Source organism: Cellulomonas timonensis (assembly GCF_900046455.1).
Taxonomy (GTDB): Bacteria; Actinomycetota; Actinomycetes; order Actinomycetales; family Cellulomonadaceae; genus Cellulomonas_A; species Cellulomonas_A timonensis.
Window position 1 is genome coordinate 317,124 of record NZ_FCOT01000010.1, and the last position, 21,967, is coordinate 339,090.

Genomic DNA, 21,967 nt, shown 5'->3' on the forward strand with positions numbered 1-21,967 from the left:
CGGCATCTTCACGCCCGCAGGACCGCCCGGCGCGCGACGGCGGCGAGGCTGGCGAGCTCGTCGAGTTGGCGGTCGGCGGAGAGCACGAGCTCCTCGAGCACCACCGGGTCGAGCCCCAGCGGCGCCGACCAGTCCTGCAGGGCGTGCCACAGCGACCTCTTGCCGGCCACGGCGGATTGCATGAGGTCGAGCTCGAGGAGCGTCGACAGCGGGGACCTGCGCGCGAGCCGCCCGTTCGGCTTGAGCCGGCCCAAGTGCTCGCCCGCCCACAGCGCCGCGAGCTTCGCGCGGTTGATCCGCACCCCCAGGCGCCGGGCCGTCTCGATCAGCCACTCGCGCTCCGTCCTGATCTCGGCGGCGAGGTCCGCGAGGCGAGGGCCGAGCGGGGAGCCCACGTGGGCATCTGCCATCTGGCTGATCCGGCTCGCCCCGGCGGTGGCGCCGGCGATGTGGTCGTTCAGGTAGATCGCGAGCAGCCTGCCGTCGGGCGCGGTGGAGCCCACGTCACTGGAGCCCACGTCACTCGTCCCGAGCGCGCTGGCCGGGCTGGCGCGGACCCGGTGCGTCGCGGAGGTTCTTGTCTGCGTCCATCCGCCCAAACTGCCACCGGCAGATCGCCTCCGCACCCGCTGGCCGACATGCGGCTCTCGCTGCGCGATGACCGCACTGCGGACAGCCATTCGGGTGACAGGCGAGATCATCCTACGATTCGGCGGGTGAGTTCTCAGCAGACTGTGGATGTCGTCCTCGTCGGCGGCGGGATCATGAGCGCGACGTTGGCAGCGATGCTCTCGACGCTCGAGCCCACGTGGAAGATCGAGATCCTCGAGCGGCGCCCCGCACTCGCCGAGGAGAGCTCCAGCCCGTGGAACAACGCGGGCACCGGCCATGCCGCGCTCTGCGAGCTGAACTACACCCCCGAGCGGCCCGACGGCTCGATCGACATCGCCAAGGCGGTGGCCATCAACGAGCAGTTCGAACTGTCCCGCGAGCTGTGGAGCTTCCTGCTCACCACCGGGCGGCTGCCGGACGACACGTTCCTCTCGCCCGCCCCGCACATGACCTTCGTGCGCGGCGCCGCCGACGTGGACTACCTGCGCCGACGTGCCGACGCCCTGCGCGCCCACCCGCACTTCGCGAGCCTCGAGTTCTCCACCGACCCCGAGGTCATCCGCACGTGGGCGCCGCTGCTGGTGCTCGATCGCGAGCTCGACGAGCCGATCGCCGCGACGCGCGCGCCCGAGGGCGTCGACGTGGACTTCGGCGCGCTGACCCGTGCCCTGGTGGAGGACGTCACCGCACGCGGCGCCACCGTGCGCCTCGAGCACGAGGTCCGCCGCCTGCGCCAGCGCCGTGACGGCACCTGGCGCCTGCGCGTGCGCGACCGCCGCTGGAACGCCTCTCCCCGGAACCGCACCATCGACGCGCGGTTCGTGTTCATCGGCGCCGGCGGCGGCGCGCTCCACCTGCTGCAGAAGTCGGGGATTCCCGAGGCCAAGGGCTACGGCGGCTTCCCGATCAGCGGGCAGTTCCTGCGCACCACCAACCCCGAGATCGTGCGCCAGCACCAGGCCAAGGTCTACGGCAAGGCCGATGTCGGCTCCCCGCCCATGTCGGTGCCGCACCTCGACACCCGTGTCGTCGACGGGCAGACGGCGCTGATGTTCGGCCCGTACGCGGGCTGGAGCATGAAGTTCCTCAAGCACGGCTCCCCGCTGGACCTCCTCCGGTCGATCCGGCCCGGCAACGTGGTGCCCATGGCCGCCGTGGGGCTGCAGAACCTGGACCTGCTGAAGTACCTGATCGGCGAGTTGACCGCCTCCCCGACGCGACGGCTGCGCACCCTGCGGGCGTTCATGCCCTCCGCGCACCCGCGCGACTGGGAGCTGATCACCGCGGGCCAGCGCGTGCAAGTCATCAAGAAGGACGCGAAGCGGGGCGGCGTGCTCGAGTTCGGCACCGAGCTGCTCACCTCGGCGGACGGCACCATCGCCGGGCTGCTGGGCGCCTCACCCGGCGCGTCGACGGCAGTGTCCACGATGCTCGACCTGCTGGGCCGCTGCTTCCCCGACCGAGCGACAGCGTGGGAGCCGGGCCTGCGGGCGATGATGCCGGTGCTGGGCGGCGAGGATTGGGACGACGCCCTCGCGCTGCACCAGATGGCGGCCGGCGACCAGGTCACCGCGGAGCCCTGAGGCCCAACCGCGCCTGCCCGACGGCGGCCACCGCGAGTGCGAGCCCTGAGGCCACGCCCAGGGCCAGCCCGATGTGCGCCCGCAGCAGCAGGGCTCCGGCCAGCGCGCCCGAGCCGAGCAGCGCGATGCTGAGCGTGCGGCGCGCCCACGGCTGGTCGCGCCGACGGCCCGTGTCGGCCGCCAGGCCCGTGACCTGCTCGTCAATGGCCGACGTCGGCACGTCCACGACGCCCAGGTGCTGCACTGTCGCCGCCTGCAGCCCCATGCACGCGCCGAGCACGCCCGCGGCGGCCAGCGCCATCGCCCTGGACGACTCGGGCGGGGTCCGCGCGACGAGCACCGCCACGACGCCCACCGCCAGCCCGACGCCCCCGAACAGCCCGGTGGTGCGGGCCGTCCAGATCCGGGGCGTGCGCCTCAGCGCCCGACCGCAGGCCGCCGCCCCCGCCCAGAAGGCCGCCAGCGCCCACGCCAGCCCGGCCGCCTGCAGGCCCCCGGCGCCCGCCAGCGCTGCTCCCAGCAGCACGGTGTTGCCCGTCATGTTCCCCATGAAGACCCGGTCGAGCTCCAGGTAGCCGACGGCGTCGACGATCCCGGTGGCGAAGGTCAGCGTGAGGAGCAGGGCCACCTCGAGCCGCTCCGCGCGGCGCCCGCTCACGGCCCGCCGCCCGACTCGGCCTGCCCGTCGCGCTGGACGTCGTGCTGGACGTCGTGCTGGTCGTCAGGGCTCCGCGCCAGCAGCGCCTGGCCCGCCACCGCGACGCCCACGCTGAGCACCGCGACCAGGCCCAGCGCGAACCCGGCATGTACGCGGATGAGCAGGGCGCCGGCGAACGCCCCGACGCCGATCAGCGCGAAATTGCCCATCCGCCGGCTCCACCGCCCGGGGTCGGGACGGCTGTCGCGGAACGTCAACCCCAGCCCCACCAACGCGCCCGTGATGGCGTCGGCGACGAGGTCGGCGACCCCCGTGGCGCGGGCCGCCGCCGCCTGGGCCCCCATGCAGGCGCCCAGCACCGCGGCCGCGCCCAGGCCGGATGGCTGTGAGGTGGCTGGCGGGACCAGTGCCACGCCGACGCCCACCAGCCCCACGACCACCCCGGAGAAGGCGATCAGCGCGGAGACGCGGGACGTCCACCCGTCTGGGGCCCCGCGCAGCGCGTGCCCGCACAGCTGGGCGCCCAGCCAGAACGCCGCGAAGGCGATCGCAGGGCCGGCGACCTGCAGCCCGCCGGCCCCGGCGAGCCCCATGCCGAGCAGCAGCACGTTGCCGGACATGTTCCCCGCGATGACCCGGTCCAGCACCAGGTAGCTGACCGCGTCCACCACGCCGGTGCCGAACGTGAGGACGAGCAGCAGCACGGTCTCGTGTCGGCGCGTCTGGCGCCGCAGCGACTCGAACACCATCCCGACGCCCCCTCACTCGCGTGGCCGGCAGCGCTCACCCCGCTGGCCGGCCTCCTGAGCGGTGCCGGGCAGCCCCGACCCCGGCGACGGCGAGCACCAACACCGCGGGGACCGCGAGCGCCAGCGCGATGTGCACGCGCAGCAGCACCGCCCCCACCGCCGCGCCCGCGCCGATGAGCACCACCGCCCCGGCCCGCCGCGCCCACCGCCCGGGCGTGCCGGCGCCGAGGTCGGCGAAGAGCCGGGTGAGGGTGGACGTGACGACCACAGTGGTCACGTCGGCCACCCCGAGCTGGCGCGCGGCGGCGGCCTGCAGTCCCATCGCCCCGCTGAGCAGGGCGACGGCCACCGACCGCACGGCCACGGGCACGGGCGCCTCGGCGGGCGGGGGCATGAGCACGAACAGCAGGGCCGCCAACGCCGTGGCCGCGCCCGTCACGGCGATCGCTGTGGTGGTGCCCCGCCCCCAGGCGGGCGGGCTCCCCCGCAGCAGCCGACCCCCGACGGCGGCTCCGACGGCGAACATCAGCAGCGCTAGTGCGGGGCCCGCCACGGGCAGGTCCGCGGCCTTGCCGATGCCCATGCCGAGGATGAGGACGTTGCCGGTCATGTTCCCGGCGAAGATGAAGTCCAGGCCGAGGTAGCCGACCGCGTCGACCATCCCGGTGGTGAAGGTGAGCGCCAGCATGAGGGCGAGGTCCAGGCGCCGGGGATCGGCATGCAGCGCGTTCAGCACCGGCAGCCTCCCAACGGCCGCACGGCCCTCCGGACCCGGCCGAGGTGCGCGCGCCACGTCCGCCCGTGGCCCGCCGCAGTCCCCCCCAGGCTAGGTCGACGCCCCACAGTCCGCGCGAGCGCGCTGCGGATGCGGCCCACACGGGGACGGCGTAGACCTGGGGACATGACGGGCCGACCTGAGTTCCTCCCCGTCGGCAGCGGCTACGTCGCCCTGGGCGACTCCTTCGCGGCCGGTCCGGGCATCCCCGTGACGGTCGACGTGGAGTGCGCGCGCTCGGACGGCAACTACCCCCACCTCGTCGCGGGCGAGCTCGGGCTCGCGCTCATCGATGTGACCTGCCGGGGCGCGTCGATCGACGACCTGATCGACATCCCCGAGTCGGCAGGCGTGCACGGCGCGCCGCTGCCGCGCCAGGTCGACGCGCTGCTGCCTGACACGAGCCTGGTGACCGTGACCGCTGGCGGGAACGACGTCGGCTTCTTCGCCGCGCTCAGGTCGTGGTCCGCCGTGCACGCCGCCGAGCGCGGGCAGCTCCCGCACGGCAGGGGCGGCCTCGCGTCGCCGACGCCGCAGCCCGTCGACCGGGCCCGCGTCGAGGACTCGCTGCGGGGCATCGGGCCCCGGCTCGGCGACGTGCTCTCCGCGGTGCGGGTGCACGCCCCCGACGCACGCGTGGTCCTGGTCGACTACCTCACCGTGCTGCCGCCGATGGGCACAGAGGTGCCCGAGGTCCCGGTGACCAGCGCGGAGCAGGAGTTCTTGTGGCATGTGGCGCATGCCCTCGGGGACGCGACGGCGACGGCGGCCCGTGACCACGGGGCCATGCTGGGGCGGGGGTCCGCCGCGAGCCGCGAGCACCACGCCGGGTCGCCCGAGCCGTGGGTCGAGGGGTTCTTCCCCGGGCTCAACGTGCCGCCATACCACCCGGACGCCGCGGGGCACATGGCGGTGGCACGGCTCGTGCTCGACGCCCTGGCGGCGCGGGGCTAGCCACGCGGGCGGGCCCGAGGGCGGTGGCGCTCGATCTCGGTGGAGCGCAGGCGGTGCACCAGCAGCCCCGGGAGGCCGTCGAGGCCCGCCACCCGGCTCCCATCCGGCGCCCACACCGCAGTCCCGCCGATGGCCGACCCGATCGCGCTGGGGCCCGTGAGCCCCGCCATGGCCGTGTACATGCGGTGGTCCATCGCGCGGGCGCCGTGGTGCAGGTCGTGGCGTCGCTCCTCGCCCTGGACGTACACGGAGGACGAGACGTACAGGTCCGCGCCGGCCGCCGCCGCCTGCGCCGCGTGGCCGGGGTGCGCCATGTCGAAGCACACAGCGAGCGCGACCAGCCACCCGTCCACGTCGATCGGCGGCTGTGGGCGGCCCGCGGTGAACCAGCCCGTCTCGGAGCCGTGCAGGTGGGCCTTGGGGTGCACGTGGTCCTGCCCGGCGGGTCCCAGCACGATCGATCCGATGACGGGCGCGGCGCCGGGCTCGCGCACCGGGGCTCCTGCCACGATCCACATCCCATGCCGACGGGCGCGTGCGCGCAACGGCTCGAGGCGGGGGTCGCCCGCGCCCGAGGCCCAGCACGCGTCGTCGTGCAGCAGCGCCAGGTCGTAGCCGATCAGTGAGAGCTCGGGGAAGACCAGGAGCCGGGCGCCCTCGGCCGCGGCCGCGTCGGCCACGTCCAGGGCGTGCGCGACGTTGGCCGGCAGGTCGCCGGGGACCGGGGTGGTCTGGGCCAGCGCGAGGACGAGGTCGTCTGCCATGGGGACAAACGTAGCGACAGCGTGGGCGCCGGCCGAGAGGCGGGCGCCCACGCTGTCACGGCTCAGCGGCCGGCGAGCAGGTCCTCGAAGGACGTGGGGTTGGCGAACGGGTCGGCGATGGCGCGCGGCTCCCGCGCGGCCATGAGCTGCGCGAGCTCGCGGGCCGCGCGGTCCACGCGCCGGTCGAGCGCCCCGGACTCGTCGGAGACGTCCTGCTGGGCCGTGGCGCCGAAGTCCGCCGTGGCCGCGAAGACCCCGGTGGGCACGGCCATGGCCCGCAGGTACGCGAACAGGGGCCGGACCGCGTGGTCGAGGGCGAGGGAGTGCCGGGCGGTGCCGGCCGTCGCCCCGAGGAGCACGGGGGCGCCCGCGAGCGCGCCCTGCTCCGTGACGTCGAAGAAGTTCTTGAACAGCCCCGAGAACGAGCCGGAGAAGATCGGCGTCACGGCGATGAGCCCGTCCGCGCGGGCCACCGTGTCCAGCGCGGCCCGCAGGTCGCCGGCGGCGAACCCGGTGAGCAGCATGTTGGTCAGGTCGTGGGCGAGCAGCCGCACCTCGACGACCTCGACCTCGGCCTGGACGCCCAGGGCGTCGAGCTCGCGGACGGTGGCCGCGGTGAGCCGGTCGGCGAGGAGGCGGGTCGAGGACGGCTCGCGCAGCCCGCTCGAGACGACCGCTAGCGTGCGCTTGGTCATCGCGACTCCGCCGGGGGGGCGCCGGTGACGTCGTCGACGAGGCGGGCGCGCTCGTGCGTCGGGCGGTCCCCCGCGGCGGCGACGCGGGCGGCGTGAGTCGGCGCGTCGGGCACGTGCGCCGGGCGGCCGATGGCGAACTCCTTGCGGAGGGCGGGCACGACCTCCCCGCCCAGCAGGTCGAGTTGCTCGAGCACCGTCTTGAGCGGCAGGCCGGCGTGGTCCATGAGGAAGAGCTGGCGCTGGTAGTCGCCGACCTCGTGCCGCATCGTGGCGTAGCGGTCGATGACCTCCTGCGGGCTGCCGACCGTCAGCGGGGTCTGGGCGGTGAACTCCTCCATCGTGGGGCCGTGGCCGTAGACGGGGGCGTTGTCGAAGTAGGGGCGGAACTCGCGCTTCGCGTCCTGGCTGTTGGGCCGCATGAACACCTGGCCGCCGAGGCCGACGATGGCCTGGTCGGCCCGGCCGTGGCCGTAGTGCTCGAACCGCCGGCGGTAGAGCTCGACCATCTGCCGGGTGTGCTCGATGGGCCAGAAGATGTTGTTGTGGAAGAAGCCGTCACCGTAGTAGGCGGCCTGCTCGGCGATCTCGGGGCTGCGGATCGACCCGTGCCACACGAACGGCGGCACGTCGTCGAGCGGGCGGGGCGTGGAGGTGAAGGACTGCAGCGGGGTGCGGAACTTGCCCTCCCAGTCGACCACGTCCTCGCGCCACAGCCGGTGCAGCAGCGCGTAGTTCTCGATGGCCAGGTTGATGCCCTGGCGGATGTCCTTGCCGAACCACGGGTAGACGGGGCCGGTGTTGCCGCGGCCCATCATCAGGTCCATGCGGCCGTCGGCGAGGTGCTGCAGGTAGGCGTAGTCCTCGGCGATCTTCACCGGGTCGTTGGTGGTGATCAGCGTCGTGGACGTCGACAGCAGGATGCGGTCCGTCTGCGCGGCGATGTAGCCCAGCAGCGTGGTCGGCGAGGACGGCACGAACGGCGGGTTGTGGTGCTCGCCGGTCGCGAAGACGTCGAGGCCGACCTCTTCGGCGTGCTTGGCGATGGCGACTGTCGCCTTGATGCGCTCCGCCTCGGTGGGCGTGTGGCCGGTGACGGGGTCCGTGGTGACGTCCCCCACGGTGAAGATGCCGAACTGCATCTGCGACATGTGGGTGCTCCTGCTCTGCGGGTCGAACGATCTGGCGTTGTCAAACATTCAACCACCCCCGTTCGAGGTCGTCAAATCTTCAACTACCTACCGAACCGGCCGCCCCGCCCAGGTATTCCCCGCGCAGCACGACGGCCGGCCGGCGCCTCCCCCGAGCGCCGACCGGCCGTCCCACCCAGCACTAGGCCCAGGCCGCCCAGTCCGCCTTCGGGATCAGGCAGTGCACGCCCTTGACCGCGTCCACCACCTGGCTCACCTCGAAGTCCCCCGCCGCCGAGAGGTAGGCCAGCGCCACCGAGCGCGGCACCCCGAACCGCCCGTGCAAGAACGCCACCGCATGGCGCACCGCCTGGCGCATCGCCTCGTCCAGGTCCGCGTCCATCCCCGTCGGGATCCAGTGCGTCGCGGTCTCGACCACCGGGGTGCGCACCCCGCCCAGCACTCCGCGGACCTGCGCGGCGGGCACCACGCTCAGCCGCAGCGTGGCGCGCAGCGAGGCCTCCAGCGCGGTCAGCGCCACCTCGCCGTTGCCCTGCGCGAAGTGCGGGTCGCCCGTGTAGAACAGCGCCCCGTCCACGGCCACCGGCAGGTACAAGGTCGCCCCGACGCCCGCGTGCTTGATGTCGATGTTGCCGCCGTGGTCCCCCGGCGGCACCGACGGCACCGCGTCACTGGTGGCCGGGGCGACGCCCATCAACCCGAGGAACGGCGCCAGCGCGAACTGCACCGTGCGGCCGCGGCCCGCGTCCATCACCCCCACCTCGCGGCCCGAGCGGCGCTCGACCCAGGCGAAGTGGCTGACCGAGCCGTCGGTGATCATGCGGTCCACATGGCGGGTGGGCGTGGAACGCAGGTCCTGCGGATACTCCCCCGCCAGCGCGCCGTAGCCGTGCCGGTTGCTCACGAACCCGTACGGCACCCGGTAGGCGAGGTCCAGCACGTCCACCCGCAGCATGTCGCCGGGGCGGGCGCCCATCACCGCGATCGGCCCAGTGACGACATGAGGGCCGTCCTCCGGCCCATTCGCCAGGTCGCTCGCGGCGACCTCCACCGCGTCGTCCAGCACGTCCACCGCGCCGAACTGGCGCACGTACCGCGCCGGGTCGCGGCCCTGGTCGGCGAGCAGGCCCTCGTGGGACAGCGTGTCGATGGTGACCGTCGCGCCATCGGCCACCCGCAGCACTGGCGTCGCGTCCGCATTCGGCAGCCAGCCCCACCGCACCTCCTCGGCGCGCGAGGGCAGGTAGTGCCGCCCCAGGACGGAGCCCTTGCCGGGCTGCAGCGCCGTGCTGCGCAGGATCGTCGCGGCGCTCACAGGACACCCTCGCCCCGGACGCCCACGACGAGGTCCACCTCGACGAGCGCGCCCACCGCGAGGCCCGTGACGCCGACGCACGTGCGGCTCGGCAGCGGGTCGTCGAACCACGTGCGGTACTCGGCGTTGAACTCGTCGAAGTCGTCGAAGTCCGTCAGGTAGGCCCGGACCATCAACGTGTCCGACAGCTCCGCGCCCGCGGCCCGGACCACTGCCTGCAAGTTCGCCATGACCTGGCGGGTCTGCTCCACGAGCCCGCCCGGCACGAGCAGCCCGGTGGCGGGGTCCGTGGGCATCTGCCCCGTCACGAACAGCAGGTCGCCCCACCGCACCGCGTGGCTGAACGGGCCGACCTGGGGCGGGACCCCGGCCGACGCGGGGAAGACGTGGTGCGTGCGTGCCTTGCTCATCTCAGACCTCCGCCGAGTCCATCGCACGGACGAAGCGACGCGTCGCCTCGACCTGTGGGTCACCGATCACTTGCTCTGCCGTGCCTTGCTCGACGACCACCCCGTCCGCCATGAAGACGACCCGGTCCGCGACCTCGCGGGCGAACCGGAGCTGGTGGGTGGCGATGATCATCGTGAGACCGCCCTGGCGTGCGAGGCCCTGGATGACGCCCAGCACCTCCGCGACCAGCTCGGGGTCGAGGGCGCTGGTCGGCTCGTCGAGAAGCAGCACCTTCGGGTGGGACGCGAGGGCTCGGGCGATGCCCACGCGCTGCTGCTGCCCACCGGACATGTGCCGCGGGAGGGCGTCCGCGCGGTGCGACATGCCGACCTGCGCGAGCAGCTCGTCGGCCCTCGCGGCGGCCTCCTCCCGGGACCAGCCGTGCACCCACCGGAGGGGCGCCGCGACGTTCTCGCGGGCGGTGAGGTGGTGGAACAGGTTGAACTGCTGGAAGACCATCCCGACGCCGGCCTCGACGCGCTGGCGGGCCACATGCCGCTCCACCAGCTCGCCGCCCCGGTCGCCGTAGCCGATGGCCGTGCCGCCCACCAGCACCGCTCCCCCGTCCAGCCCCTCGAGGTGGTTGAGGCAGCGCAGCAGCGTGCTCTTGCCCGATCCGCTGGGCCCCAGCAACGCGATGACCTCGCCCTCGCGGACCTGCAGGTCGATGCCGCGCAGCACCTCGTTCTCGCCGTAGGACTTGCGCAGCCCATAGGCCTCGATGAGCGCCTCCCCGAAGCTGCGCGGCGGCGGGTCGGCCTGCGTGAGCCGCGCCGCGGAGCCGAGGCCGGAGTCGGTGCGGTCGGGGACCCGGCGCGGGTCGGGCTCGGCCACCGAGGTCGCAGTGCCGGCCCTGCCCCGCCGGCCGATCCAGCCGCGGAGCGACGCCCGCGCCGGGCGGTCCAGGTCCAGCGCCCGCTCCACCGCGAGCTGGACCAGGGTGAGCGCCGCCGTCAGCACCAGGTACATCACGGCCGTCGCGAAGTAGATCTCGAAGTAGTCGAACGTGGCGGAGGCGAGCTGCTGGGTGCGCAACGTCAGCTCCGGCACCGCGATGATCGACGCGAGCGCCGAGTTCTTCATCGTGGCCACGGCCTCGCTGCCCAGCGACGGCACCATCGACCGCAGCGCCTGCGGCGCCACGACCCGGCGCATGAGCAGCGCCGGCCGCAGGCCCAGGGCGCGGCCGGCGGCCACCTGCCCGGGGTCGACCCCCTTGACGCCCGAGCGGAAGATCTCCGCGAAGAACACCGCCTCGTTGAGCGCCAGGGCCAGGCCGCCCGCCGCGAGCGGGGAGAGCACGATCCCCGCCCGCGGCAGCACGGAGAAGACGAAGACGAGCTGGAGGATCAGCGGCGTCCCCCGGTAGAGGGTCACGTACGCCCTGGCGGCCCAGGTCAGCGCCCGGAAGCGGGTGAGCTGCATCGCCGCGAGGAGCAGGCCCAGGATCATCCCGCCGACGAATCCCATGGCGGTCAGCCGCAGGGTGAACACGATGCCGTCGAGCAGGTAGGGCAGGGTCAGGTAGTGCAGGAACTCGGTCATGTCAGGCCGCCCTCGCGTGAGTCGTCAGTCGCCCGTCGTGGTCAGCGGGCGCTCACCCGACGCTGAGCACCGTCGGCTCGGCGAGCGCGTTCTCGTCGAGGGCCCACTTGCCGGCCAGCTCGGCCTGCAGCCCGGAGCCCTGGATCTCCACCAGCGCGGCCTGGACGGCGTCACGGAAGACGTGGTCGCCCTGCAGCACGCCGATGCCGATCTCGTAGTCGAGCATCACGGTCTCGGCCGAGTCGAGGTCGTCCGGGTGGGCGGCGATGTAGCCCTTCACCGTGTTGACGTCGTTCATGTACGCGTCGGCCCGGCCGGAGAGGATGGCCTGCACGCAGTCGGCGCTGGAGTCGAAGAGGCTGACCGTGGGTGCCTCGAGCCCGGCCGCCTCGCAGTCGGGGGCGACGCCCTCGACCAGCGGGACCTCGACATAGCCCTTGTTGAGCGCGACGGTGGTGCCGCACAGCGAGGTGTCGATGCCGGTGATGGACTTCGGGTTGCCCGTGGCGACGAGGATCCCGTCGAAGACCTTCGAGTAGCTGATGAAGTCGACGCCGCCGTGCGCGCGCTCCTCGGTGGCGTAGAGGTTGGAGACGATCCAGTCGGCCTGGCCGCTGGCGACGGTGGGCACGAGCTCGGAGAAGCCGACGGGCAGGTAGTCGACGTCGAAGCCGAGGCAGTCGCCGATCGCGTCGCCGAGGTCGATGTCGAAGCCGATGAACTCGTCGGGGTTCTCCGGGTTGACGACCTCGTAGCCGGGGGTGTGCGGGTTGAGCGCGTTGGTCTTGGTCGTGCCGACCAGGTCGGGGTTCTGCTCGCGCAGCTCGACACAGGCGGCGGAGTCGGCGAGGTCGGGGAAGGCCGCCTCGCCCGCGGCCTCGGCCTCGGCGTTGGAGCAGGCCGTCAGTGCGAGCAGGGCCGCGAGCGCGGCTGTGGCCAGGGCTGCCGTGCGGGAGGTGTTCGTGGGGAGCATCGCGCATGCCTTCCGGTCGCCGGGCGACGGCGCCGGGCCCCGGCGGGAGCGCTGGGGACGCGACGCCGCCGTTGGTGTCTCCGGTCGGATGGTCTGACCGGTGGGAGCAGACGCTAACCCCGGGACGAGGACCCGATCCGGGCATTCCGGTCGCGGAAACAGACTGTTTACAGGCTCGACCCACGCCGAAACATTGGTCAGACCATCCGACCGGACGGGTGCTAACGTGCCGTCTCGCGCAGCCGCTGCCAGCCGGTCTGCGCCGAGCCCGACACCGAAGAGGAGCACCTCGTGCCGACACCGGTCCCGCCGCTAGCCCGCAGGTCCCCCACCATCTCGGTGACCCTCGCCGCGCATCTCGAACGCCTGATCGCCACCGGGCAGCTCGCCCCCGGGCAGCGCCTGCCCGGTGAGCGCGAGCTCGCGGCGCAGCTCGCCGTGTCCCGGGCGTCGCTGCGCGAGGCGATGTTCGAGCTCGAGTCCAAGCACCTCATCGAGCGCCGGCCCGGACGCGGCACCGTCGTCGTCGAGACCTCCGCCGAGCAGCGCGACCTGCACGACCTCACCGCGGGCGCCGGAGGCCCCGGCGGCGCCGCCATCGCCGACGCCGCGGAGCTGCGCCTCATCGTGGAGCCCTCCATCGCCGGCCTCGCGGCCCGCCGCGCCACGCCCGCCAACCTGCTCCAGCTCCACGACGTGCTCGACGCGTCCGTCGGGCCGCTCACGCCCTCCCGGTCGGTGGAGCTCGACCTCGAGTTCCACCTGCTGCTCGCCCAGGCCGCCCGCAACCCGCTGCTCACCACCCTGCACGGGCTGATGGGCGAGTGGACGCTGCCCATCCGCCGCCGCCCCCACCCCCCCAAAGCCGGCCGCGCGCGATCGCTCGCCGGCCCCCGCGACATCTACGCGGCCGCCGCCGCCCCCGACCCCGCCGCCGCCCCCGCCGCGATGCACGCGCCCCTGCTCGACATCCACACCCTGCTGGAGGACTCCTGATGCCCCGCCCCACCCCCGCCGGCCTGTACACCAGCGGGCTGCTGCTGCTGACCGCCGCCACCGGCGCCATCGACGCCGTGAGCTACCTGGCCCTCGACGGCGTCTTCACCGGCAACATGACGGGCAACGTGCTGTTCCTGGCCTTCGCCCTCGTGGGGGTCAGCGGCATCCCCCTGTTGAACAACGCGTTCGCGCTCGGCGGCTTCGCGCTCGGGTCGATGCTCGGCGGGCGGCTCGTGCGGCGCGGGCACCCCGTTGGCCTGCCGGTCCGCAGCGGCTGGGTGCTCGGCGTCGGCGCCGCGCTCATCTTCACCCTCGTGGGCGCCTGGGCCGCGCTCGGCGATCTGGGCCCGGCCTGGCAGATCACCCTTACCGCGGTGCTCGCGGCCCTGATGGGCGCGCAGGTGGCGGCCGTGAAGCCCGTGGGGAACACCGACATCACGACAGTCGTGGTGACGAACACGCTGGCCAATGTCACGCGCGAGAGCCGCCTGGGCGGCGGCCGGCAGACGGCGCTCCAGTGGCGGCACCGATTCCTCGCCGTGGTGTCGATGGGCGCCGGGGCCGCGCTCGGGGCGGCAGTGCTGCGGGTGGGCGACGGGCCAGGCGCCCTGGCCGCGTCGGGGGTCGTCTTCGCGGCGGGCGTGGCCACACTGCTCGTGGCCCGACGCGCACAGCGCCTTGCCGACGAGGCTGAGGCGCCCGCGGGCGCACTCGCCGTCGACAAGGTCGAGGTCCGTCTCTTATTAACAACAGGCGCTGCCGACGATCTTACGCGGGTCGGTCGTCGCGGCGGCCCGCGCGTCGCATCAAGACACAGCTGGGAGGATACATCGAGCGCCGCGGATCTCTTAGAGCCCCCTGCCGCCCGGGCGCGCGTTCGCCGCGACGAGCACCTGCGCGCGGCACCGCACATCGTCGCGTCCGAGCACCCGGTGCAGGTCGGCGCTCGCCACCTCCACGGCGCTCGCGACCTCGTCCAGGTCGGCTGTCGGGTCGATGGTCACGCGCAGCCCGGCCACGAGCTCGCCGCGGTCCCGGATGAAGGAGCCCGAGGCCGCCCGCACGCCAGGCGTCGCGGCCAGCGCGTCGGCGGCCGCCCGGGTCGCCTCGGCGCCGTCGATGCTCAGCAGGCCGCCGGAGCCTGATCCGGTCAGCCGCAGTGGGCCGGCCGAGCGTCGCGGGATGTGCGCCAGCAGCCACCAGAGCCCGAGCAGCACCAGCACCCCGCCAGCCACGCCGAGCGCCCAGGGCCACCACGTCTCACTGGCCAGGTCGGCCGCTGCGGTCGTGTCGAGGGTGTCCGGGGCCGCCGACCACACGTCGTCGAGGTAGCCCGTCCACCAGGCCACGACCGCGAGCCCTGCGGCCAGCAGCACCAGCCCGAGCAGGAACGCCGCCACCCGGTCCCAGCCGATCACCGCGCGGCTCATAGCGGCGCCTCCGTCGCGGGAGGAACGCCGTGCGCCTTGACGAAGACCTTGGGCGGCTTGGCCAGGGGCGCGAGCCGGGTCATCACGACCTCCCGCACCCGCTCACTGGTGTGCGGGTCGCCGGTGGTGCGCACGTCGATGCTGACGTTGCGACGCCCCCCGGTGGCCTTCGCCTCGAGCACCCCGTCCACGTCGTCGGCCGCCACGCGCGCGAGCCGGGCGACGTCCCGTGGCCGGATGCCCACCCCGACCGCGCGCCGCAGCCACAGCGCCTTGCGCCGCCGTCGCCGCAGCGAGACCACGATGAGCCACAGGCCCACGAGCGCGGCGACGATCCCCGCTGCGAGAGCCCAGCCGGTCTTCGCTTGGCCGTCCAGCGCGTCCAGCACTGTCACGACCCACCCGTTCCCGGGCAGCACCCCGGCGATGGCGAGCGCGTCCCACAGCAGGGCCACGCCGAGCGCGATGGTGAGCACCGCGAGCACCGGTCCCACGAACCCGATCGCCCCGGAGCCTGTGGACTGGCGTGCCGGGCGCAGCGGCGGGACGCCCGGCGCCGTGTGCTGGCCGCTCATCGGGCACGCGCCCTGGCCGGCTCCGGGGGCTGCACCACCCGGAGCACCTCGACGCCCACGGAGTCGGCGGTCAGGTCGAGCAGTGCGCCGACCTGCTCGCGCACCCGGTCGCGGACGGCCATGGCGACCTCGGCTGCCGAGCGCGGCCAGAGCGTCGCGATCTCGAGCGTGATCCTGGCCCGGTTCCCGGCGACCGTGGACTGGCTGCGCGGCAGCCCGCGACCGAACGCCCTCTTCTCGGGGCCCGCCACGCCGTCGACCGTGAGCGCCGCGGCCTCGACGACCCGGGCGATGACGCTGTCGGCGATCTGCAGGCTCCCGCGGCGGCCCGCCTCGTCGCTGTCGTCAGCCACGGCGACGGCCCGCCTGCACCATCGAGCCCAGGTCGACCCGCCCCTCGATCTGTGCGCCGACCACGAGGCCGATCAGGCCGAGCCCGAGGGCGAGCAGGAAGCCCCCGAACCCTCCGAGGATGGCGGCGATGGCGAGGAGGATTCCCACGAAGATGCCGATGACTGAGGCGGACATGTCAGCTCCTGGTTCGGGGTGCTACTGGGGGTCGGGGATCGCGATGTCCTCGACGTAGACGTCGACTGGCTCCGGGCGGATGTGCTGCACGGCGGCGCGCACCGCGTCGGCCACCCCGGGGATCGGGTTGTCGGGGGTGACGACAACATGGACCTCGGTGCGCTCGGGCTCGAGCCGCACGCCGGTGACCCGGCGCCCGGGCAGGTAGGTCGCCACGTCGGCGAAGACGCCGCCGTGCATGGCGTTGACGCCCGGCACGCCCAGCACCGCGGCGCGCACGGCGTCGGCGGGGCCGGGCGTCGCGCCCGAGGGCGACGCGGTGCTCATGACGATCGCTGCTGGGCCTGGCCGCCGCCCTCGTCCTCGTCGTCATCCTGCGGCAGGTGGATGTCCACCACAGAGATGTTGACCTCGGTGACCTGCAGCCCGGTCATGCGCTCGACGGCGTGGATGACGTTGCGCCGGATGGCCGACGCCACATCGGCGATGGGCACCCCGTACTCGATGATGACCTCGAGGTCGACGGCGGCCTGCTTGTCGCCGACCTCGACGCTGACGCCCTGGGAGTAGTTGGGGCGTGCGCCGGGGATCCGCTCGCGCAGGGCGCCGACGGTGCGCGCCGCGCCTCCGCCGAGCCCGTGGACGCCCTGGATCTCCTTGGCGGCCAGGCCGGCGATGGTGGCGACCACGCCGTCCGAGATGGTGGTGTTGCCCTGCGCGCTGTCCAGGGCGCTGTGCGGCTTGCTGGCGCCGCCAGTCGTCCCGCTGCTCGCGGGGGTGGAGCTGCCTGACTGCTCGCTCACGATGTGCCTCTTCCTCCGCTGGGCATCCTCGTCCGCCCGGCGGCGTGTCGGTGGCGATGCAGCCCTGGCTGCGTCGCGGCGTCCGTGGCGACGCGGTGCGCCGGCGCCTGAGACCTCCGTGCGGCGCCGGCTCGGCGTCGGAGAGTCATGCGTGATGACCTCCCCTCCAGTGCAACACCAGGCCGGTGCCGCCGCACCCGCTCGTGGGAGGACGCACGAAGTCCAGGTCACGGGGTGATAACGATGTCCGGCACTGCGACGCGAAGTACCTAGTACTCACTGTTCCACCCATACCCGGCGCTGCTAGACAGTGCTCGATCGACCCGTTGGGACCTAAGTCCCAGGCGCAGCGACGATGCTGGCCCGCCCCGACGGACATCGGCTCCTCCACGACCTTCACCACAACGAGGTGGTCATGACCAGACATGTGCTCGCGGGGGCTCTCCTCGCCGTCGTCGCAACCGTCACCGTCCTGCTCTCCGGACTACTGGGCCCCGAGGTCCAGCCCGTCGCGCTGCTCGGCGCGGCGCTCGGCGGTGCCCTCGGGCTCGTGCCCGACCGCACGCCCGGCCAACGCATCGCCGCCTTCGCGGTCGGCTTCGGCGCCGCCTGGATCGGCTACCTGCTGCGGGCCGCCGCGCTGCCCGACGCCGCCGCCGGCCGCGCCGTGGCCGTCTTCGTCGTGCTGATCGCCTGCCTCGCCATCGGCGCCGGCACCCGCGGCCGGCTTCCACTGTGGGCCACACTGCTCGGCGCCGCCGCCATGGCCGGCTCCTACGAGTCCGCCTACGCCGCGGACCCGTCGGCCTTCGTCACCACCTCGCCGATCGCGGCCACCGCCGTGCTCCTCACCGCGGGCGCCGGCTTCCTCGCCACAGCGCTGCTCGGCCCCGCCGTCGAACGCGACCGCGCACGCGACGACGAGGAGGCACTGCCGCTCGAGCCCGAGCGCGGCCGCCCGACGCGCGTCGCCGAGCCCACCGCCTACCGCCCCTTCGAGCACGCACCGGAGGCCTGAGATGACCCCGACCACCACCCAGCGCGGGCGCCGCGCCACCACGGTGCGCCGCGCCGGCGTCGCCACCCTGGGCCTCCCACTCGTCCTGCTCCTCGCGTCCTCCCCCGCCACCGCCGCGCGGGCCGCCGCCGACAGCGGCGACGTCGAGGTGGCCAACACCGAGACCGTCCAGGCCCGACTCGACGCCACCGGCAAGCTCACAAGCGCCCGCGTCTACGAGCAGCTCGCCTTCACCGGCCACGGCACCCGCACCGTCACCAACCCCGTCTCCACCAAGGGGCTGCGCAACCTCGACGGGTTCGGCGGCTTCACCGTCAAGGACGGCGCCATGCAGGCCACCGTCACCGTGGACGGCGAGCAGCGCCTGCGCACCGTCAGCGACTTCGACGGGGAGCTGCCCATCAGCGTCGACGTGGAGTACCGCCTGGACGGCGTGAAGGTCGGCCCCGGCGCCGTCGTCGGCAAGTCCGGCGAGCTCGAGGTCCGGTACACCGTCACCAACCTGACCACCCGCCAGGACGAGGTCGCCTACGACGACGGCACCGGCAAGCAGGTCACCGCCACCGCCGAGACCGTCATCCCCATGGTCGGCCAGCTCACCACCACGCTGCCCTCCACCTTCACCGCCGTCGCCTCCGACGAGGCCAACATGGCCGGCGACGGCCGCGGCGGCACCAAGCTCTCCTACACGATGACCCTGTTCCCGCCCATCGGGTCGCCCACCGCCGAGTTCGGCTACACCGCGCAGATCCGCAACGGCAAGATCCCGCCCGCGTCGGTCACCGCGCTGCCCGTCTCCCCGCTCACGAGCCCCTCGTTCAAGGGCGGCTCCGCGAGCTACCAGGGCGGCGCCGAGTCCGGCATCGCCCTCACCGCCGGGGCCACCGAGATCGACGCCAACCTGCTCAAGCTGCGCGACGGCGCCGCGACGCTGCTCGACGGGCTGCTGCAGCTCCGCGACGGCGCCGACCAGCTCGCCGCCGGCCTCAACGACCCCGCCGCGCCGGGCGCCAGCCAGCTCGCGACCGGCGCCAAGGCAGCCGACGCGGGCGCCGACGCCCTGGCTGCGGGCGCCGCGTCGGCCGATGCCGGCGCCCAGCAGGTCGCGTCGGGCGCGGCAGCCCTGAACGCCGGCCTGACCTCGGCAGGCGCCAAGGTGCCCGCACTCCTCGGCGGGCTCACCACCCTCGACACGGGACTCGCCACGATCCAGGCGGGGCTCACCCAGCTCGCCGGGGCCGAGGGCGTCGACAAGATGGTCGTCGGCGTCGGCTCGACCACCTCGCCCGAGACGCTCCTTCATGGCGTCGACCAGCTTCGCCAGAGCCTCGCGTCGCTTGGCCCCGGCTTGGCGAAGCTCAGCGTCGCAACCGCCGCGTCGAGCACCGGATCCCGAGACGCCGCCACCGGTATCCGGGATGTGGCGACCGGCCTCGCGGCCACCGATCCTGTGGCTGCCGGCACGCTCAGTGTCATCGCTGACAAGCTCGACAGCACGGTGGTGACCGACCCAGCCAAGCCTCCATTGGCCATGCTCCTCGACCAGGTCAGCGGCCAGCTCGCCGAGACGTCCACAAGGATCTCCGGCACGGCGCTCCCCGGCATCATGCAGGTCGAGTGCGGGCTGAGCGCGGCATCGCTCCCGGTGTGCGACCCCAAGAGGCCAGGGGTCCTTGAAGGGCTGCTCGCGGTCCGCGCGGGAATCGGCGCCACGACCGACCCGACCACGAGCAAGACCCTGCAGGGCGGCATCAACGCAGCGCGTGCCGGCGTCGGTCAGCTCTCAGCCGGGGGCCAGACGCTCGTCGGCGGCCTCGGACAGCTCGCCGAGGGCGCGTCCGCGCTGAAGGCGGGCTCGTCGCAGCTGGCCGGTGGCACACGTCAGCTCGCGTCCGGCGCCGGCCAGCTCTCCACCGGCACCGGCCAGCTCGCCGATGGCGCGGCGCGCCTGGCGGGTGGGCTGCGCACCGCCGCCGACGGGTCGCAGACGCTGGCCGACGGGCTCGGCACGGCTGCTGACGGCGCCCCGGCGATCGTCGACGGCGCGGAGCAGCTCTCCGAGCAGGGCACCTCGGTGCTCGTCGAGACGGGCGCGTCGACGGCCGCCGACTACGGAGTGAAGTACGCCGTGATCGAGGCCGGCGCCGTGCGGGCCACTGAGGAGTCGATGGCGTACGGCGGCCCGGAGGGCGCGGCGTCGGTGACGGCGTACTCGATCGAGATCGCCGGGGCCGATGGCTCGGGCGCCAGCTCGGTGGGCCGGGGCGCGGCGGCGGCTGCGCTGTTCGGGCTGGGCGGGGCGCTCGCCGCCTTCGCCCGGCGCCGGTTCGCCTAGCGGTCGCTCGCTCCTCGGCGTCACCGGAGGGCGTCGCGTGCAGGGCCCTGGCCTCGCACGCGGCGCCTTCGCGTGTGGGTCGGCGACCCTGAGCGGATCCGCCCCAGAACCAGGGCCAGGGTCCGGGCGCCCCCTGATGCCGCGCGGCGGCGGGCCGACCAGACTGGTCGCAGAGCGCTGGCGAGCCAGGCCGGCGCCATCAGCACGGACGAGGTCACGTATGCGCTCCCGCTCGATCGCCCTTCTGACCGGCACGCTCGCGGTGTCGGTGGCCCTAGTGGGCTGCGGCCCTGTGATCACCAACCAGGGCGAGCCCGTGACGGAGGAGCGTTCCGTCGGCGATGTGACCGAGGTGCGCCTGCAGACGTCGGGGAACCTGACGGTGGCAGTCGGCGATGAGCCGTCGCTCACCGTCACCGCGGGGAAGAACGTCCTGGAGCACCTCACCACCGAGGTCAGCGGCGACACCCTGGTGCTCGACACCGACGGCGGCTGGGGCAACCACGGCGCGATCGACTACACGCTGACCCTCCCCCGCCTGACGGACCTGACGGTCGCCGGCAGCGGCGACGTCCGCGGCCAGCTCGCGTCGGGCGAGGCTCTGTCCGTGACCATCAAGGGCAGCGGCGACGTGCGGCTCGACGAGGTGGACGCCGCCGAGCTCCGACTGTCGATCTCTGGCAGCGGCGACGTGCAGCTCGACGGCTCCGTGTCCCGCCAGGACGTGGAGATCAAGGGCAGTGGCGACTACGACGGGCTCGGGCTCGACTCCCAGGAGGCCGTGGTGGACGTCGCGGGCTCCGGCAACGTGGAGGTCCAGGTGAGCGACCGCCTCGACGCGACGATCGCGGGCAGCGGCTCCATCCGTTACGAGGGCGACCCCCAGATCAACAGCACCACCCGTGGGTCCGGGAGCATCGAGCAGCGCTGACGCGCGACGCTTCCCCGCGCCGCGGTGGCCGCCCGCGTCTACGGTGGCTGCCATGGCGCCCACGAAGACGCCGGCGGTGGAGCTCGACGTGCAGGGACGCACCGTCCGCGTGAGCAGTCCGGACAAGGTCTACTTCCCCGCGCGCGGGCTGACGAAGCTCGACGTGGTCGAGTACTTCCTCTCTGTGGGCGACGGCATCCTGGGCGCGTTGATCGACAGGCCCACGACGTTGGAGCGCTGGCCGAAGGGCGTGTTCGAGGGCGCGAAGATGGCGACCCGCGCCGACTCCACAGGCGACGCGTTCTACCAGAAGCGTGTTCCGCAGGGCGCCCCCGAGTACGTGGAGACGGCCCGCATCGCGTTCCCCAGCGGCCGCACCGCCGACGAGGTATGCCCCACCGAGCTGGCGGTGGTGGCGTGGGCGGCGAACCTCGGCACGATCACGTTCCACCCGTGGCCGGTGAGCCGTGCGGACGTCGAGGCGCCCGACCAGATGCGCATCGACCTGGACCCGCAGCCCGGCACGGACTTCACCGACGCGGTGCGCGTGGCGCCTGTGGTGCGGGAGGTGCTGCAGGAGATGGGCATGGAGGGCTGGCCCAAGACGTCCGGCGGGCGCGGGCTGCACATCTTCGTGCCCATCGAGCCCCAGTGGACGTTCACGCAGGCGCGCCGGGCCACGATCGCGCTGGGCCGGGAGGTGGAGCGGCGCCTGCCGGAGCAGGTGACCATGCACTGGTGGAAGGAGGAGCGCGGCCGCAAGATCTTCATCGACTACAACCAGATGGCCCGTGACCGCACCATCGCCTCCGCGTACTCGGTACGCGCGAACCCGCGGGCCACGGTGTCCGCGCCGCTGCGCTGGGACGAGGTGCCCGACGTCCACCCGGACGACTTCGACGTGACGACGATGCCGGCGCGATTCGCGGAGGTCGGCGACCTGTTCGCCGCGCTGAGCGCCGTCGACGGCCCGGCGTACTCGATCCGCCCGCTGCTGGACCTGGCCGACAAGGACGAGCGCGACCACGGCCACCAGGACCTGCCCTACCCGCCGGAGTACCCGAAGATGCCGGGCGAGCCCAAGCGGGTGCAGCCCAGCAAGGACCGCGACCGGGCCCACTGAGCCG

At 73.8% G+C, this 21,967-nt stretch carries 24 protein-coding genes; 8 read left to right on the forward strand and 16 right to left on the reverse strand.

What is annotated here, in order from left to right; genetic code table 11:
• Positions 1-8: 8 nt before the first annotated feature.
• Positions 9-518 (reverse strand): hypothetical protein, encoded by a 510-nt coding sequence (locus tag BN3788_RS05095; RefSeq protein ID WP_066582716.1) that lies wholly within the window; start codon positions 516-518, stop codon positions 9-11.
• Positions 519-638: 120 nt separating this feature from the next.
• On the opposite strand from BN3788_RS05095, the gene mqo reads away from it, so the two are divergent.
• Positions 639-2,195, forward strand: a complete 1,557-nt coding sequence (gene mqo, locus BN3788_RS05100; RefSeq protein WP_082812585.1) for a malate dehydrogenase (quinone) — start codon at positions 639-641, stop codon at positions 2,193-2,195.
• Here the strand turns inward: mqo and BN3788_RS05105 are convergent.
• Genes BN3788_RS05105 through BN3788_RS05115 form a run of 3 tightly spaced genes read right to left on the reverse strand, consistent with a single transcriptional unit; the run spans position 2,179 to position 4,338 of the window.
• Positions 2,179-2,853 carry a DUF1275 family protein gene (locus tag BN3788_RS05105; RefSeq protein WP_066582717.1) on the reverse strand — a complete coding sequence of 225 codons (675 nt, stop codon included), beginning with the start codon at positions 2,851-2,853 and terminating at the stop codon, positions 2,179-2,181. The genes mqo and BN3788_RS05105 overlap by 17 nt on opposite strands.
• Complete coding sequence (locus BN3788_RS05110; protein WP_066582718.1) at positions 2,850-3,602, reverse strand: YoaK family protein; 753 nt, start codon at positions 3,600-3,602, stop codon at positions 2,850-2,852. The genes BN3788_RS05105 and BN3788_RS05110 overlap by 4 nt, the downstream gene beginning before the upstream one ends.
• Before the next feature lie 34 nt (positions 3,603-3,636).
• Complete coding sequence (locus tag BN3788_RS05115) at positions 3,637-4,338, reverse strand: YoaK family protein (protein ID WP_234346489.1); 702 nt, start codon at positions 4,336-4,338, stop codon at positions 3,637-3,639.
• A gap of 165 nt (positions 4,339-4,503) precedes the next feature.
• On the opposite strand from BN3788_RS05115, the gene BN3788_RS05120 reads away from it, so the two are divergent.
• Positions 4,504-5,331 carry an SGNH/GDSL hydrolase family protein gene (locus BN3788_RS05120; RefSeq protein WP_066582719.1) on the forward strand — a complete coding sequence of 276 codons (828 nt, stop codon included), beginning with the start codon at positions 4,504-4,506 and terminating at the stop codon, positions 5,329-5,331.
• On the opposite strand, the gene BN3788_RS05125 is transcribed toward BN3788_RS05120, so the two are convergent.
• From BN3788_RS05125 to BN3788_RS05155, 7 genes are all read right to left on the reverse strand, one after another.
• Positions 5,328-6,095: a carbon-nitrogen hydrolase family protein gene (locus BN3788_RS05125; RefSeq protein WP_066582720.1), complete on the reverse strand. Its 768-nt coding sequence runs from the start codon at positions 6,093-6,095 to the stop codon at positions 5,328-5,330. The genes BN3788_RS05120 and BN3788_RS05125 overlap by 4 nt on opposite strands.
• 62 nt (positions 6,096-6,157) lie before the next feature.
• Complete coding sequence (locus BN3788_RS05130; RefSeq protein WP_066582721.1) at positions 6,158-6,790, reverse strand: CE1759 family FMN reductase; 633 nt, start codon at positions 6,788-6,790, stop codon at positions 6,158-6,160.
• Positions 6,787-7,929 (reverse strand): LLM class flavin-dependent oxidoreductase, encoded by a 1,143-nt coding sequence (locus BN3788_RS05135; RefSeq protein ID WP_066582870.1) that lies wholly within the window; start codon positions 7,927-7,929, stop codon positions 6,787-6,789. Before BN3788_RS05135 ends, BN3788_RS05130 begins: the two co-directional genes overlap by 4 nt.
• A 190-nt stretch (positions 7,930-8,119) precedes the next feature.
• Positions 8,120-9,253, reverse strand: a complete 1,134-nt coding sequence (locus tag BN3788_RS05140) for an acetamidase/formamidase family protein (RefSeq protein ID WP_234346490.1) — start codon at positions 9,251-9,253, stop codon at positions 8,120-8,122.
• Entirely contained in the window at positions 9,250-9,663 is a 414-nt protein-coding gene (locus BN3788_RS05145; RefSeq protein WP_066582722.1) for a RidA family protein, read from the reverse strand. Before BN3788_RS05145 ends, BN3788_RS05140 begins: the two co-directional genes overlap by 4 nt.
• A 1-nt stretch (position 9,664) precedes the next feature.
• Entirely contained in the window at positions 9,665-11,248 is a 1,584-nt protein-coding gene (locus BN3788_RS20050; protein ID WP_066582723.1) for an amino acid ABC transporter permease/ATP-binding protein, read from the reverse strand.
• A gap of 52 nt (positions 11,249-11,300) precedes the next feature.
• Positions 11,301-12,221, reverse strand: a complete 921-nt coding sequence (locus BN3788_RS05155; RefSeq protein WP_066582724.1) for an ABC transporter substrate-binding protein — start codon at positions 12,219-12,221, stop codon at positions 11,301-11,303.
• A 291-nt stretch (positions 12,222-12,512) separates the two neighbouring features.
• Between BN3788_RS05155 and BN3788_RS05160 the strand changes: the two genes are divergently transcribed.
• Together BN3788_RS05160 and BN3788_RS18490 are read left to right on the forward strand one after the other, a co-directional pair.
• The gene (locus BN3788_RS05160; protein ID WP_066582725.1) at positions 12,513-13,217 is read left to right on the forward strand and encodes a FadR/GntR family transcriptional regulator; all 705 of its coding nucleotides are present in this window, start codon (positions 12,513-12,515) and stop codon (positions 13,215-13,217) included.
• Positions 13,217-14,365 (forward strand): YoaK family protein, encoded by a 1,149-nt coding sequence (locus BN3788_RS18490; protein ID WP_082812587.1) that lies wholly within the window; start codon positions 13,217-13,219, stop codon positions 14,363-14,365. Before BN3788_RS05160 ends, BN3788_RS18490 begins: the two co-directional genes overlap by 1 nt.
• Before the next feature lie 281 nt (positions 14,366-14,646).
• Here the strand turns inward: BN3788_RS18490 and BN3788_RS05175 are convergent, their stop codons facing one another.
• Genes BN3788_RS05175 through BN3788_RS05195 form a run of 5 tightly spaced genes read right to left on the reverse strand, consistent with a single transcriptional unit; the run spans position 14,647 to position 16,556 of the window.
• Entirely contained in the window at positions 14,647-15,225 is a 579-nt protein-coding gene (locus BN3788_RS05175) for a DUF6286 domain-containing protein (RefSeq protein ID WP_066582728.1), read from the reverse strand.
• Entirely contained in the window at positions 15,222-15,578 is a 357-nt protein-coding gene (locus tag BN3788_RS05180; RefSeq protein ID WP_066582729.1) for an Asp23/Gls24 family envelope stress response protein, read from the reverse strand. Before BN3788_RS05180 ends, BN3788_RS05175 begins: the two co-directional genes overlap by 4 nt.
• Entirely contained in the window at positions 15,571-15,753 is a 183-nt protein-coding gene (locus BN3788_RS05185) for a hypothetical protein (RefSeq protein WP_066582730.1), read from the reverse strand. The genes BN3788_RS05180 and BN3788_RS05185 overlap by 8 nt, the downstream gene beginning before the upstream one ends.
• 21 nt (positions 15,754-15,774) lie before the next feature.
• Positions 15,775-16,080 (reverse strand): Asp23/Gls24 family envelope stress response protein, encoded by a 306-nt coding sequence (locus BN3788_RS05190; RefSeq protein ID WP_066582731.1) that lies wholly within the window; start codon positions 16,078-16,080, stop codon positions 15,775-15,777.
• Positions 16,077-16,556, reverse strand: coding sequence for an Asp23/Gls24 family envelope stress response protein (locus tag BN3788_RS05195; protein ID WP_066582732.1), 480 nt, complete (start codon positions 16,554-16,556; stop codon positions 16,077-16,079). Before BN3788_RS05195 ends, BN3788_RS05190 begins: the two co-directional genes overlap by 4 nt.
• 415 nt (positions 16,557-16,971) lie before the next feature.
• On the opposite strand from BN3788_RS05195, the gene BN3788_RS05200 reads away from it, so the two are divergent.
• The 4 genes from BN3788_RS05200 to ligD all read left to right on the forward strand — a co-directional run bounded on the left by BN3788_RS05200 (position 16,972) and on the right by ligD (position 21,963).
• The gene (locus tag BN3788_RS05200) at positions 16,972-17,574 is read left to right on the forward strand and encodes a hypothetical protein (RefSeq protein WP_234346491.1); all 603 of its coding nucleotides are present in this window, start codon (positions 16,972-16,974) and stop codon (positions 17,572-17,574) included.
• A 1-nt stretch (position 17,575) separates the two neighbouring features.
• Positions 17,576-19,909 carry a hypothetical protein gene (locus tag BN3788_RS19960; protein ID WP_066582733.1) on the forward strand — a complete coding sequence of 778 codons (2,334 nt, stop codon included), beginning with the start codon at positions 17,576-17,578 and terminating at the stop codon, positions 19,907-19,909.
• A gap of 220 nt (positions 19,910-20,129) precedes the next feature.
• Positions 20,130-20,840 (forward strand): head GIN domain-containing protein, encoded by a 711-nt coding sequence (locus tag BN3788_RS05210; protein ID WP_066582734.1) that lies wholly within the window; start codon positions 20,130-20,132, stop codon positions 20,838-20,840.
• A gap of 52 nt (positions 20,841-20,892) precedes the next feature.
• Complete coding sequence (ligD, locus tag BN3788_RS05215) at positions 20,893-21,963, forward strand: non-homologous end-joining DNA ligase (RefSeq protein WP_066582735.1); 1,071 nt, start codon at positions 20,893-20,895, stop codon at positions 21,961-21,963.
• Positions 21,964-21,967: the final 4 nt, after the last annotated feature.

Excerpts from the sequence above, each read along its gene's own strand:
- BN3788_RS05125 (WP_066582720.1), bottom strand. The coding sequence starts at position 6,095 with ATGGCAGACGACCTCGTCCTCGCGCTGGCCCAGACCACCCCGGTCCCC.
- BN3788_RS05175 (WP_066582728.1), bottom strand. The coding sequence starts at position 15,225 with ATGAGCGGCCAGCACACGGCGCCGGGCGTCCCGCCGCTGCGCCCGGCA.
- BN3788_RS05200 (WP_234346491.1), top strand. The coding sequence starts at position 16,972 with ATGACCAGACATGTGCTCGCGGGGGCTCTCCTCGCCGTCGTCGCAACC.
- BN3788_RS05155 (WP_066582724.1), bottom strand. The coding sequence starts at position 12,221 with ATGCTCCCCACGAACACCTCCCGCACGGCAGCCCTGGCCACAGCCGCG.
- BN3788_RS18490 (WP_082812587.1), top strand. The coding sequence starts at position 13,217 with ATGCCCCGCCCCACCCCCGCCGGCCTGTACACCAGCGGGCTGCTGCTG.
- BN3788_RS05130 (WP_066582721.1), bottom strand. The coding sequence starts at position 6,790 with ATGACCAAGCGCACGCTAGCGGTCGTCTCGAGCGGGCTGCGCGAGCCG.
- BN3788_RS05210 (WP_066582734.1), top strand. The coding sequence starts at position 20,130 with ATGCGCTCCCGCTCGATCGCCCTTCTGACCGGCACGCTCGCGGTGTCG.
- BN3788_RS20050 (WP_066582723.1), bottom strand. The coding sequence starts at position 11,248 with ATGACCGAGTTCCTGCACTACCTGACCCTGCCCTACCTGCTCGACGGC.
- BN3788_RS05110 (WP_066582718.1), bottom strand. The coding sequence starts at position 3,602 with ATGGTGTTCGAGTCGCTGCGGCGCCAGACGCGCCGACACGAGACCGTG.
- BN3788_RS05185 (WP_066582730.1), bottom strand. The coding sequence starts at position 15,753 with ATGTCCGCCTCAGTCATCGGCATCTTCGTGGGAATCCTCCTCGCCATC.
- BN3788_RS05190 (WP_066582731.1), bottom strand. The coding sequence starts at position 16,080 with ATGAGCACCGCGTCGCCCTCGGGCGCGACGCCCGGCCCCGCCGACGCC.
- BN3788_RS05120 (WP_066582719.1), top strand. The coding sequence starts at position 4,504 with ATGACGGGCCGACCTGAGTTCCTCCCCGTCGGCAGCGGCTACGTCGCC.
- BN3788_RS05145 (WP_066582722.1), bottom strand. The coding sequence starts at position 9,663 with ATGAGCAAGGCACGCACGCACCACGTCTTCCCCGCGTCGGCCGGGGTC.
- BN3788_RS19960 (WP_066582733.1), top strand. The coding sequence starts at position 17,576 with ATGACCCCGACCACCACCCAGCGCGGGCGCCGCGCCACCACGGTGCGC.
- BN3788_RS05135 (WP_066582870.1), bottom strand. The coding sequence starts at position 7,929 with ATGCAGTTCGGCATCTTCACCGTGGGGGACGTCACCACGGACCCCGTC.
- mqo (WP_082812585.1), top strand. The coding sequence starts at position 639 with ATGCGGCTCTCGCTGCGCGATGACCGCACTGCGGACAGCCATTCGGGT.
- ligD (WP_066582735.1), top strand. The coding sequence starts at position 20,893 with ATGGCGCCCACGAAGACGCCGGCGGTGGAGCTCGACGTGCAGGGACGC.